Raw genomic sequence first — 13,366 nt, 5'->3', positions numbered from 1 at the left:
GTTGGCTTAGCTTCATATAATGAAGCTAAAATTTATTGTTCGTTTGCACGATTTTGTTTGTTTAGTTTTCAAAGAACAATCTCACTTCTGAAAGAAGCGACAAAAACTATCTTACTATAATTCTCACAAACAAGTCAACACTTATTTTTCAAAAGATTTAACTCGTTCGAAGAGAACTTTGCTATCATAACATGTACATCTGAATTCATGCAAACTGAAAATTTTTCCATTTCCACTTTCATAAGATCACAAAAGGGCAATGATTCGTAAACCACTGCCTTTTGTGACCTTATTATTCTATTTTAATATTTCTCCATTCCTCATATAAGGATGGATTTATTTCCTGCACACGATCTAAAAACTCTTCCAGATAGCCGAGTCTTTTTAATCCAGTGAATAATTTAGTTGGGACAGACCTTACTGTTGTGAACGCCCTTTTGTGATCAATCACTTTTATTTCTCCGAGTTCATTAAAATAAATGTGACGAACCTCAGTGTCAATTCTCTCAAAACCAACCCTTTTTAATTCTTCGAACATGAATAATATTTTTTTTACGATTGATTTAGGAAGGTGTTTTTCCTTTTTTAAGTAAGCTTTAAGATTACCTCCATTAATAAACTCCATCACAATATAATTTGAGCCATACTTATAGACCCGGGGGATGACAGAGCTCGATTGCCCTGCTTGGAGTGCATGTAATTCCTTTATTTGAGTGTCTTCATTAACATAAACCTTTACGCACTTCACAGGTGATAATTGAAAGACGGATCCATCAGCGCCTTTTCCAATCAATTTAAAACCGCTTAAGTCTTGAAGGGTTACTTTGCCATTACTTTTGGCAACTATTTTATTAAAATCATTCATTAATAATCTCCTTCTATTATCTTTAATGACCGGGATTTATTGTCCTTCTATAATAATTTAATGTTTCGTTTAATCCTGTTTTCAAATCAAAGACGGGATTCCATCCTAAAAGCTTTGCAGCTTTAGAATTATCCAACCGACTATATTGAATATCCCCTTTTCGTGCTGGCATTAAGATTGGTGTTAGATTACTAGAAGTGAGTGATGTAATGTTTTGAAATAGATCGTTTATGCTTGTCTTAGAATTAGTGCCGATATTGAAAATTTCATTGCTCCCTTTTTCAATTGATAATACATTGGCATTTGCAACATCCTTTACAAACACAAAATCTCTGGTCTGTTCTCCATCTCCAAATATATACGGGGCTTCACCATTTAGTACCTTCTTTAAAAATACCGAAATAACTCCGCCTTCTCCTTTAGAAGATTGGCGCGGTCCGTAAACATTGGAGTATCTTAGAATTGTGTATGGAAGGTTAAACAGTTGACTAAAGTTCTCAATGTACAATTCTGAAGACAATTTGCTAATCCCATAAAAAGAGCGAGGCTGAAGGGGAAATGTTTCCTTTAAATTACAATCATCTTTTTCTCCGTATACAGCACAGGACGATGAAAATATAAATTTTTTCACATGATACTTATGGCTGCAATCCAATAAACGAATGGTGCCTAGAATATTTTGGTTTGCATCCTCGACCGGATTTTCGATTGAGAAGGCAACATCCACCTGTGCTGCCAAATGGATGACAACCTCAGGCTTTTCCTTCACAAAAACAGATTCAATTTGTGGTGATGCAATATCCACATCAAAGAACCGTGCTGATTGCGCGACAAATTCTTTATTACCCGTTCGTAAATTATCCACAACGATTGGTTCATGGCCAGATTGAATTAATAAATCAACTACATGGGAGCCAATAAAACCAGCTCCCCCACTCACGAGTACCTTCATTCAGATTCCCCTTTCTTGTTATCCTCTAAAGCCATTTAAGTCCTCTTTATTCTTGGGGTTACATTTTAATATAAATCGAGTTCTTTTCCCCAAACTTCTATTTTCTCAAGGTATCTCTTGAGAAGATTGCTCTTTCCTCCATTCAGTACTTTTTCTAAATGACTAGATAGTTTCTTTTCTAGTGTTCTCTGTAAATAGGCTTTTTTCAGGAGATTAAGAGGATCTTCATTAAAGGTAATTCCATATTTCAGCATTTCTTGTCTGTAAGCCTGTACACACTGACTTCGAATCTCGTCTTCCCTCTGCTGCCAATCTGAGCGAAAATCAATTAATAATTCCACTAGAACCACCAAATCATACCAGCAGGGATAGTACTTCGCAGACTCCCAGTCAATTAAAGAGACCTTCCAATCCTCTCCCTCCTCATTCGCATTTTCACAGCAAATGTTGTGTATATGAAGGTCACCATGGATGAGACATTGGCCGGATTCTAAAATTTCGGGGAAAAAAATAGGACCCTTTTTTAATATTTTTTTGATGATTTTATAACGTGGTGCTACCAATTCTCTTAAGTTAGGATCTTTCATTGCCAGCTCCAGGTTCTCTTTTGCTGTTTTCATTCCTTTCGAGCGTTCCTTCACCTTTTCCTTAGAATCAAAATGAGGAAGAGTGTCGTCAAAAAGATGTGAATGCTGCAAAAATTTATCCTCATAAGTAAGCGCATGAAACTTTGCCACCGTGGGGATTATTCGTTGTAAATGAAGTGGTGTTAATTTTATTTGTCCTCTCAGGGGCTGCAAACATTCAGTAAGCATCCATGTTTCATTACCATTTACCTTCGGTTCAAGCCAATACAATTTTGGCATGAACTCGTGGTAAATTTGATAGGCTTTTTGATACATATTGATTTCTAACATGTGATTTTCTTTCAATGGCAATTTGTATATTTTAAGTACAACGGGAAAGACGTCCTGTCCATCTGATAGTACCAACTTCCATATACTTGTCTTTTCACGAGTATTTTTGAGGCACTCTATCTTTTCTTCCAGTAATTTCACTTTTTTATTTAGGCCATTACTTAGCTTCTCTTCCCAATTAAATTGCTTCCAGCAGCTAATGATATCTTCTAAACTATTCAAATAAATAATTCCCTCCGATTCTACTCATTTCTTACTTCCTCCCCCATAAATTTCGCAAATGAGAAACGAAACTTCGAACAAATGGCAGGGGATCATTCCAAGCAAATAAAGCTTCAACCTTTTTACCAGATAAGCTCTTTAACCACTGAATGAAACTCATTTCCCCTGTTTTTTGTTTTTGGCGAAAGGAAAGAAAATCACGGACAAGGTACACCCATTTAACGCCCTCCTTCTGAACTGTCACTGGTGCTGGATTTTGATCGGTTAGGGATAAGTAATACAAATAAGCCAAATTAACTCCACAGGCAGTCGATAGCGCTTGAGTTAATCCTATTCTTGGATTGATTTCAATAAATTTCAGCTGCCCATCCCTTGGGTCCCGTTTAAATTCAGCAATCGCCAAGCCTTTAAATTCAATATCTTTTAGGAAGTTAGTCGCGAGTTTAATAACTTCTTCATCCCTGGTACTTAAGGCAAGTGCTGAAGATCCAAAATGAGGGGGAAATTGATGTAATTTCTGGTTCATCCATAAGCCAATCAAATTCATCTGTTTATCAAAAAATGTTTTAACGGAATAAATACAATCCTCATTACCAGGGATGACTTCCTGGATCATTAGTTCACCGAAGGGGCGATAAAAAAGGTACTCTTCTCGCAATTGAGAGGGTTGTTCAACTACAATGGCTTTTTTGTAAAGACGATGATCAATATTTGTGCGAAAATGAGAGGAATGAACTGGTTTTAATATGCAGGGAAAGGTAATTTGATTATTAATCTCTTCGAACTGATCCTCACTGTTGATTTCGAATGTTTTTGGGCATGGAACTTTTGATTTCACAGCCAATTCATATGTTAGGCGTTTATCCAATACAGCTTCCACTAGTGTATGTTTTGGTAATAGAAACCGAAAGTAGTGTGAAAGAAAAAATCTGTTTTTTGAAATAAACTGTACAAAGTCATCAGAACCTGCATATAAGACTGGCTTTTGTCCCATTCTTTGGGCCATTCTTGCTAAAAATATTAATAACGCTGCTCCCTCACTAACTGGATTCGGACAAATCCCACAGGAAGCAAACCGCGTTTTACCAATTTCATATTTTCCTTTTATATCATACGCATATACCTTGATTCCTTGTTTCGCTAAACTCCTCACAATTCCAATCCCGGTTGCACTTAGGTCAAGAACAACAGCAGAGACATCATGCTTCATCCTATCTCCTCCTCTCATAATAATGATTGATAGATGACTTCAATTTTTTGAGACATTTTACTTACAGTTAAATGCTGAAAAGCAAATTCTTTTGCATTACTGGCTAACTCCGACCTAGCTGTTTTATTTTCCAATAGGAACAATAATTTTTCTGCAAGTTGCTTTGAATTAGCAGGTTCAACTATTAAACCTGAATAGTGATTCTTAATGATTTCCGGGATTCCTCCGCAATTTGTGGTAAGAATAGCTTGATTGCTTAACATGGCTTCGATAATTGAGATTGGCAGCGTATCACTAGTGGTTGGCAGAACAAAGATGTCTGATTCACTTAACAATTCAGGAATGTCTTCTCGACTGCCTAAAAAAGAAACGTTCTTTAATTTCAACTTCCTAACCAGTTTTTTGAGCTTCTTCTTCATCTCACCATCCCCTACAATCCGGACCTCTACGTTTTCCAGCTTGTCCTTCAATCGAGCCAACGCTTTAAATAAATATTTATGTCCTTTCCGAGGACGAAGGCGTGCCACACAGGTAATGACCGTCTTGTTCTTACTCTCCTTTTTTATTGTCCCACCCCCAAATTCAATCCCCGTATAAACAGTGGTCATTTTATTTTCCGATGCCCCGATATCCATTAAAATTGGGCGAAAGACATCACAAAGGATAATGATTTGATTGGCATATTTAATAGCTTGTTTGTCAATTGCGGAAAAATAGATTTCTTCAACTGAACCTTTCTCAATCAAGTTAAACTTTAATCTGTTGTGGGTCATGAATCCATGAGGTGTAAAAAGAAGAGGTTTTTGAAGGGCGTGGTTGAGTACCCCCATTACATTCGCTGTATATCGATCTTGTGCGTGAATAATATCGTATTGCGCCAGATTCATATTCTCTAGCATCGTATAGTAACTGTATAGTTTGCTGATATTGTGTAGAATCTTATCATTACAGCTGCCGTACCTCTCAGTAAAAAAATAGGTGAATTTTTTTGAAAAATAATCGCGTAATGCTTCCATTTCATCTGACGGAAAATGGTTTGGGGCAATAACATCTACGCTATGCCCTAAATTTTCCAACCCAGTTTTAAGGGACGTAATATAGTTCTGCAGACCACCGATAAATGGATAATCCCAAAATGTTGTAATCAAGACCTTCATTTGTTTTTTGGGAGTTTGTGCAGAATAGATGTGCTCCCTTTCGATTACTTTCCCCCCATTAAATGGATTATTGATCCCATAATATCGATCCATTTCAGCGATAAGGTAAGGAAAAATATTTTGCAAAAATGGTTGGTCATTTTGATATATATCTGTCATTTCCATACCCTCCTAATGATTTCAAAAGCTTCTGCGTATTTGACCCCAACTGTCATTCCCCTAACATGCGCTAAATATGTCACACCTTCATAGGAACGCGGATGTGGGAATGGTCTCATTTCTACATCATAAAATTGAAGGGATTGAATTTTGTCATCGAAAGTATTGGTTATATCCACAAAAAAATTTGGTTTAAATTCTTTATCATTCGTATGCTGGCTCCATTCACTGGAAGAAACTGTTTCAAAACAAAGGATCTCAATAGGATTCTTTCCCGGTATCGGACGAGCAGCCGTTAACACTGCCTGAAACAATATTTGGTGGTCCCGGTTGGTATCGCCATAATGATGAGTTAATATTGTTGCAGGTTTATACTTGTCCAATAAATCCTCAATCGATTTGATAATTTTTACAAGTGGAATGGTTTCTAATAATAGATTCGGAAATTCCAAAAAGATGACCTCATCCACACCTAAGGAATTGTTAGCCTGTAACATGAATTGCTTAATATGGTGCTCTTCTTCCTTGCGCCCCTTGGCAGCAATCACCGTAATGACCTTATAGCCATCATTCACTAACTTTTTAATGGTCCCGCCGCTCCCCAGAATTTCATCATCAGGATGAGCAGCAATCACTAGCACAGTCTTACTCATTTATACACCTCAACTTCAGTTAAATTAGTATTCTTGTAATTATATGAAGATAAGAAAAAGTGGTTAGGGACAATGTAAAGAAAAATGAAAAAATGGGCAGATTTTAGGTGGAATTTGTCTATTTTGGTGTATAAAATGAATATTCCTCTTTTTCCCCCCCAAAAAAACATATGCAGCAATTTGCATATGTTTTTGTTCACTTGACCATTTAATTTTTATTACTGCCAATAAGATATTTTTCTAACTCCTCCACTGGTACCGGTTTACTAAAATAATACCCTTGCGCTTCCATACAATTCTGCTGGAGCAGGAACGCTGCTTGTTCTTTGGTTTCAACACCCTCTGCAATTACTTGGAGCTTTAATAAATGTGCCATTAAAATCACAGTCTTAATAATGGTTTGGTCGTTTATATCATTCGTGCATTCGTGGATAAACGACTGATCAATTTTTAACCTATCAATTGGAAAGCGCTTAAGATAATTTAACGAACTATAGCCTGTTCCAAAGTCATCAATACTGATGGTCACTCCAATTTTTTTAAGCTCATTCAGTGTTGTGATGGCAGTTTCAACATCCATTGTCATACTTTCGGTAATTTCAATTTCTAAATATTTCGGCTCAAGTTCTGTTTCTTGTAAAATTTTTCGAACCACGTCAGGTAAGTTGGATTGGAAAAATTGTCTTGCTGAGATATTAACAGCTATCGTTATCGGCGGTAAACCTTCTTCCTGCCATTTCTTATTTTGCTGGCAGGCAGTCCGGATCGCCCACTCACCAATCGGTATAATTAACCCACTTTCTTCTGCTAGTGGAATGAATTTATACGGTGCAATCAGCCCTTTTTCTGGATGATTCCAACGGATTAGTGCTTCAGCACCGACCATTTGATTGGTTTCAAGGTTTATTTGCGGCTGATAAAATAAAATAAATTCTTGTCTTTGTAATGCCTTCCTTAATTGGCTTTCTAGTTCTAATACACAAGTGGATTCTTCATTCAAATTGTCCGTAAAGATTTGGAAATTATTTTTACCGAGGCTTTTCGCAAAATACATGGCTAGGTCTGCTTTTTTTATGAGCGAGTCAAAAGTTTCACCATGGTCAGGGAAAATACTAATCCCAATACTAGGCGTTACAAATATTTCGTGAAGAAATGGCTCAGATAAATGAGTCAAGATGGATTGAGCCACATCACGGGCCCTGTCTACATTTGTATGGGAGAGAAGAATCGTAAATTCATCACCGCCATATCTGGAGATCATATCATTATCATTCACTAACCTTTTAAGCCTATGAGCAATTTCAATCAGAAGCTTATCCCCTACTTCATGCCCAAATCTATCATTGACTGCTTTAAAACGGTCCAAATCCAGAAACAATAAAGCAAAGCTCCCCTGTTTTTCGCTTGACCTTTTTACCAATCCATTAATCTTCTCTCTTAATAAATATCTGTTGGGCAGTCCGGTCAGTTGATCATGGTAGGCCATATGTTTTATCATTTTTTCTGTTTTTAATCTTTCTGTTACGTCAATAACGGTTCCAATCACGGCTGTTTGCCCATTATATTCAATACTTGAACCATAAATCTCTAGGGTAATTACACTTTTATCTTTGCGGATAATACGATATTGACTTGTAATAGTAGATTCTTGGTTGGTCAGTAACTTCGTTAAATTTTCAATAACAAGACTGAAATCTTTTGGATTAATTAGATTGGCTAAGTCCAAATCCAATAACTCTTCTTCACCATACCCCGTTATTTCACAGATTCTTGGATTGACATACATTAATTTTTGATTTTGAAGAATATACACACCGACTAGTGAGTTTTCAACTAAGCTTCTATATTTTGCTTCAGCTTCAATGAGATTTTTTTGTGCCATTTTATGATCTGTAATATCCTTAATGATCCCGTAAACCCCAATAATTTTATTATTTTCATAAATAGGAATATTGGTCGCTTGGATGTCCTTTTGGTTTCCCTCTTTATCAAAAATAGTACATTCATAAGTCGAAACCTCTCCTGAAACTGCTTTTCGGAATTTATTCATAGCAGGTTCAACATCTTTTGGGATTAACAAAGGAACAAAGGATTTATGAATAAGATCTTCGACCGTGTATCCAAATAAGGACACTGCTTTATTTGCATTTAAAAAATGACCCTTTACATCAAAGGTTATGATAATATCTGGATTATGTTCAAATAATGATTTGTAATACTGTTCATTTATTTGAAGTTGCTGTGATTGCCGAGAAATTTTCCGAACAAACATCGCAGTAACCAACAATAGTATGGCTAAGATACTTGCTAACACCGCAAATAAATAAACCGTGTTGTGAAATAAAATTTCCCGCATGCAGGACAAACCTCCGAAAATTGCGTTTATACTTCAATATATCATATTTGAAGAACGCAAAAAAACATATGCAATATGCATATGCTTTCTAAAACTGGATATTTTATTCAAGGCTTATTGATTGAAGGCAGTCCTTAATGCATCACCCGACTTAATTAACGCGGCTTTCCCTTGGTCAATCACCACAGCCATGCTGATAAATCCATGGATGGTTCCATCATAGCGAACAGATTCCACTTCTACACCAGCTTCTGCTAACCTTTTCGCGTAATCCTCGCCTTCATCTCGTAACGGGTCATATTCTGCGGTAATGACAAGCGCTGGGGGCAGACCGTTAAACTCTTCATTTAAATATGGGGATAATAGTGGATTCAGTTTATCTTGTTCGCTGTTTAAGTAACAGTCCCGGAACCATTCCATCGTTCCTTTTGTAAGAAAATAGCCTTCTGCATTTTCCTTCATCGAAACAGAGGGTTCTCCGCCTAGGTTCGTACTCGGATAGAGTAGAAGTTGGAAACAGATCTCAGGAGTCTTCTTTTCCTTGGCCAGATTTGCAACCACCGCGGCTAAATTTCCACCCGCACTATCCCCGCCAACAGCAATTCTCGTTCGATCGATTTGGAATTTTTCGGCATGTTCATATACATACTGGACAGCCGCATAGGAATCTATGACAGCAGCCGGGAATTTATGCTCCGGAGCTAAACGGTAATCGACGGAAATTGTCACACAATTGGCGAGGTTTGTCAGTGCTCTGCAAATATTATCATGGGATTCAATGTTACCCACGACCCATCCTCCGCCGTGGTAATAGACGAGGGCAGGATTGTTGGTAGCATTGGCATCCTTTGGATAATAAACACGGATTGGAATGTCCGCCTCCGGTCCTGGAATTGGCCGGTCCTCCACTTTCCCTACAGGTTCAATTTCACCCTTTGGCAATTGAAAAGCTGCCCTTGCTTGCTCTGGAGATAGCGTTTCTAATGGCGGGGCTCCCGCAGCGGCTAATTGCGCCAATACCAATTGAGTTTGTGGATCCAATGACATGTATTCGCCTTCTTTCAATAGGAATTTTCTTACTTTTAATAAGTTCGATAATTGTCTATTTTTTCCTTCTCAAAAAAATTAAAATCTCGTTAACCTTTTCATAATCGCGGTTTTTCGCTCTTTATCTTTAATTCTTGTTAGATCAAGCGCATACTCATGTCCTTTATTTATCGATTTTAGGATTTCTCTGAGCGCATTTTTGACACTTTCTTCATCATCCGTCACCATGATTACTTTTCGAAGCATACTTTTCCTCTCCTTGTACATTCTGAATTTTTTTATTTATTCAAAATTAAAGTAACCTTTTTCTTCCTTTTACGTCAAAATATCAAGAGTAGTGATAAACACTAATTGGAGGTCCATAATTTATTGCAGAAGGGAATGTGGTTGATGATCAAAAGGATTTTGTACCTGCCAGTAAGATTTATCGCCAGCTTATTAGGGTTTGTAATTGTGGTAAATATCCCAATCTTATTAACTTTTAACGGGTATCAAAACAAGATTGAGATTAAATTTCATTTTTTTAAGGAATATGTAACGAGCAACATCATTTGGTTTACCCATCTCGATGAATACCCCTTTATAGTGAATTATTTAAAAGGGCCGGGAATAGAGAAATATTTTTATACCATGACGATCATATCTATATCAATACTAATTGTTATCCTCCTAGGTTTGTTTATTGCTACAAGTATCATGCTCCTTCCACCAAGCGCTCGGAACCGGTTCAGTCATTTTATTGATTTTACAACTACCGCACCTGACTTGTTGGTCATCTTTCTACTACAATATTTAGTCATGTATTTGAATCGAAATTTTGACTTAAATATTTTTCAATTATATGGAGGTACCGAATCAAGGCCATATTTCATGCCAATCTTAATCATTGTTTTTCTTCCAACGATTTTTTTAATTCAGCACTTATTAAAAGAATTCGTGAATGAAGAGCAGCAGGATTATGTGCTATTAGCCCGGTCCAAGGGACTCCCTTTACGAACCATCTATTTCAAGCATATTCTCAGAAATATTGTTCCATTAATCATTATTCATTTAAAAACCATTATTTGGTTTATGCTCTCCAATATATTTATCGTCGAGCATTTGTTTAATATTGAAGGTTATAGCACTGTCCTTCAGTCAATGTATGGCACCAGGGTAGTAGTATTTGTAGTTGGACTCCTCCTTTTTGCCATTCCATTACTTATCATTCATGTATTGTCCAGTATCATGATTATGTACGAAAAAAGAAAGGAAACTACCACTCTATGAAATGGGATACATATAAAAAAACGATCCTTGGTATATCTTTGTTATCTTTCTTGTTCATATTGAGCCTATTATATCCCCTTTACGGGCCAAAAGACCTGAACAAAGTGGTGCTATTTATCTATGATAAAAAGGGTGAATTTGCTGGGGTTCCCCCGATGCCTCCCTCCTCCTATTTTCCTTTGGGATCGGACCGAAACGGGCAAGATATCCTCATGTTGATTCTCTATGGGGCTAAATTTACTATCATCTCAGCATTTAGTGTGGCGTTTCTGCGTGTCTTCATCGGCGGTATGTTAGGAATTATTTTTTCCTTGTGGCTAAAACGGATACTTCCGATTGTCACTGATTTTCTCTTAGTATTTAAAATTGTCCCGCCCATCATAATGACGCTTTTTCTAATGAGACGTGTCTCCTTTTTTATCGAAGATGCTATTTATAATATTTTGCTCTATCAAATTATCATCCTTGTTATCATAGGTATTCCGTCTGTTTTACTTACAACTTCGGGAATTCTTGAAGAACTAAAAGGAAAATCATTCACTCTTAGTTCCTACTTAATGGGTGGAAGTCATTATCACGTTTTAAAAACACAATTTACTCCCTATATTAAATCATACGGAGTGTTAATGTTTGTCCAGCAATTACTCAGCTCGTTAGTCCTCATTATGTATCTTGGGGTCTTTCAAATTTACATAGGTGGTGTGTCGAAGACGGAAGTACATGGTCTGGAGATTCTAAATTCAAATTCAAAAGAATGGGCAGGCTTAGTGGGACAAAACATCTATGAATTTCTTCGCACTCCCCATATCGTTCTCGTACCACTTATTTGCTACTTTATCATTATTATCATCATTAATATAATTAAGAAGGAACTTGAGGCTTCCATGGAAATCATTCCGTTTGGAATCTCTTTAACAAAGAAAAAAGCGAAGCGTAAACACACTGCAAAGGATCACAAAAAAGATGCCATAACTGCCTCGGATTTTATCTTACAAAGAGATGTCACTTCATAGAAAAAAAGGGGTGGAGGTACCAATGGTACCTGACACCCTTTAATAAAATCGAAATATTAATCTAGTTTTGCTAAATTCCGATATAAGTACGTTCTTCTTTCCTCAATATACTTTGTAATGACCGATAATTCCTGATCAAAAATGTCCATATCTTGTTTTTTATATGGGTCCTGTATCACATACGGACGAATCAATTGTGTCAGTTTTTCCACCTTTGGAATCATATATTCGACGGTAAATTGCTGATTCATTATTTCTTCAAGGAGCCGACGGTATTGCTTACGAAACGTATCTACATGCAACAATCGTGCCGTTAAGGTATTAAACCCATCAATCGGTACATAATCAGGTTCCATCACTTTTCCATTAACATCCCTGCCCCATGTCGCATCATAATCCCACGGGATAATCTCAAAAAAGCGTGTTTCCCCATTCCTATATAAAGCATAGTTATGAACAAACCCATCATAGTTTGAAGTGAAAATAATTCCTGCCATCCAGCGAAGATATTGATCCACATCGACGAATTTCTGAATTTCCTTTTCGAATTCCTCGTTTGTCAGTGTATTGATGTTAAAAATGAATTCCTCTAAGTAATAATCATCCTCCGCGCCGCCTACCATACGCTCATAGCCTAATTGGAGTGATTTTTTGGTCCCTTTATCTAAATCGCTCATCAATGAAAAATTGGCATCCCCATCGACAGCATAGTAAATACTTCCGTTTGGTACGTTCCTTCTTGTTAAAAAATGTTCATCTACTGCTTCAATTTCCAAATAAACCCCTTCTACTTTCCCATTTAGAATCAAACTGATATGTCGTGATTGTGGTGATAATACACCTAGGTCAGCAAAAAAATCAAATGACAGCTTGTTTCGAATTAAGGAGGGATCCTTAAATTCGGCGTTTAAGTGAATATGTTTCGAACCTCTGAATTTTTTAGGTTTATAGAAGGAAACCTGATAAGACTTCTTCGGCAAAGCACGAATATGCGACCCGCGGTAGGCAACATCAATTTCGAGCCTCTTCCCATCGATTATTAATTGGGCTGGAACTGGTTCGTCAATCCAAATATCCCTTCTCAGTTCCTTAAGGACGATGGGGTTAATAAAGAGTTTGTATTGCGGTATACTTGCAGCCTCGTCCATTACTATTCCTCCTTCCTTTATTTGTATGACAATCAAAGGATGGAGGTCCCGTCTGAACAGCTTTTTTTTTGATTATAGGCTGTTTCCTCATTCAAATGTACGTGTACAGACGTAATTTAGTAGAAGAAGAGAGAGCTTCTGGGACAAATAGTTAACTAGTTTTTGTGCTCCCTGTTCAAGCTTAAAAGGAGGTGAAATGTGAATATGAGTAATTTTTCACCTGAAGATATTCAAAGAGCAGCAGATGAAGTAAGACATGGTGATTTCTGGGACTTTTTGTTCCGTGACCCTAGTCAAAATCGTCGCACAACACGAAGAAGAACTTCTAGACGAAGAACATCACGTCAGCAGAGGACATCCCGCATGAACACTTCTAGACGTAATACTTCTAGAGTTCG

13 protein-coding genes are annotated in these 13,366 nt (G+C 37.0%); 3 read left to right on the top strand and 10 right to left on the bottom strand.

The genetic code is table 11. From position 1 onward, the window contains the following. Window positions 1–292: 292 nt before the first annotated feature. From V7121_RS21805 to V7121_RS21765, 9 genes are all read right to left on the bottom strand, one after another. Complete coding sequence (locus tag V7121_RS21805) at window positions 293–865, bottom strand: AarF/UbiB family protein (protein WP_335503401.1); 573 nt, start codon at window positions 863–865, stop codon at window positions 293–295. Between the two features lie 22 nt (window positions 866–887). Continuing rightward, entirely contained in the window at window positions 888–1,817 is a 930-nt protein-coding gene (locus V7121_RS21800; protein ID WP_335503404.1) for an NAD-dependent epimerase/dehydratase family protein, read from the bottom strand. Between the two features lie 65 nt (window positions 1,818–1,882). Continuing rightward, window positions 1,883–2,956, bottom strand: a complete 1,074-nt coding sequence (locus tag V7121_RS21795; protein ID WP_335547787.1) for a phosphotransferase — start codon at window positions 2,954–2,956, stop codon at window positions 1,883–1,885. A 31-nt stretch (window positions 2,957–2,987) separates the two neighbouring features. Continuing rightward, window positions 2,988–4,166, bottom strand: a complete 1,179-nt coding sequence (locus V7121_RS21790) for a carboxylate--amine ligase (protein ID WP_335547785.1) — start codon at window positions 4,164–4,166, stop codon at window positions 2,988–2,990. A gap of 14 nt (window positions 4,167–4,180) precedes the next feature. Further along, window positions 4,181–5,482, bottom strand: coding sequence for a glycosyltransferase family 4 protein (locus V7121_RS21785; RefSeq protein WP_335547784.1), 1,302 nt, complete (start codon window positions 5,480–5,482; stop codon window positions 4,181–4,183). After that, the gene (locus V7121_RS21780; RefSeq protein WP_335503416.1) at window positions 5,479–6,135 is read right to left on the bottom strand and encodes a PIG-L deacetylase family protein; all 657 of its coding nucleotides are present in this window, start codon (window positions 6,133–6,135) and stop codon (window positions 5,479–5,481) included. The genes V7121_RS21785 and V7121_RS21780 overlap by 4 nt, the downstream gene beginning before the upstream one ends. A gap of 208 nt (window positions 6,136–6,343) precedes the next feature. Further along, window positions 6,344–8,491 carry a sensor domain-containing protein gene (locus tag V7121_RS21775; RefSeq protein ID WP_335503419.1) on the bottom strand — a complete coding sequence of 716 codons (2,148 nt, stop codon included), beginning with the start codon at window positions 8,489–8,491 and terminating at the stop codon, window positions 6,344–6,346. 114 nt (window positions 8,492–8,605) lie between these two features. Beyond that, entirely contained in the window at window positions 8,606–9,538 is a 933-nt protein-coding gene (locus tag V7121_RS21770; protein ID WP_335547782.1) for an alpha/beta hydrolase, read from the bottom strand. 78 nt (window positions 9,539–9,616) lie between these two features. Further along, a complete protein-coding gene (locus V7121_RS21765) occupies window positions 9,617–9,784 on the bottom strand; it encodes a hypothetical protein (RefSeq protein ID WP_335503427.1) in 168 nt (55 codons plus the stop codon). Between the two features lie 144 nt (window positions 9,785–9,928). On the opposite strand from V7121_RS21765, the gene V7121_RS21760 reads away from it, so the two are divergent. Next, window positions 9,929–10,807, top strand: coding sequence for an ABC transporter permease subunit (locus V7121_RS21760; RefSeq protein WP_335503430.1), 879 nt, complete (start codon window positions 9,929–9,931; stop codon window positions 10,805–10,807). Next, a complete protein-coding gene (locus tag V7121_RS21755) occupies window positions 10,804–11,820 on the top strand; it encodes a hypothetical protein (protein ID WP_335503434.1) in 1,017 nt (338 codons plus the stop codon). Before V7121_RS21760 ends, V7121_RS21755 begins: the two co-directional genes overlap by 4 nt. Window positions 11,821–11,876: 56 nt before the next feature. Here the strand turns inward: V7121_RS21755 and V7121_RS21750 are convergent, their stop codons facing one another. Then, window positions 11,877–12,968 carry a CotH kinase family protein gene (locus V7121_RS21750; RefSeq protein ID WP_335547780.1) on the bottom strand — a complete coding sequence of 364 codons (1,092 nt, stop codon included), beginning with the start codon at window positions 12,966–12,968 and terminating at the stop codon, window positions 11,877–11,879. A gap of 204 nt (window positions 12,969–13,172) precedes the next feature. Here V7121_RS21750 and V7121_RS21745 point away from each other — a divergent pair. Next, window positions 13,173–13,366 (top strand): CotG/ExsB N-terminal domain-containing protein (locus tag V7121_RS21745; protein ID WP_420490643.1); only part of this gene is annotated, 194 nt, incomplete at its 3' end.

Source organism: Neobacillus drentensis, assembly GCF_036962125.1.
In the GTDB taxonomy this organism is placed as follows: Bacteria; Bacillota; Bacilli; order Bacillales; family Cytobacillaceae; genus Neobacillus; species Neobacillus drentensis_B.
Note: the sequence above shows the minus strand (reverse complement) of the source record. Positions and strands in the feature narration are given on the sequence as shown.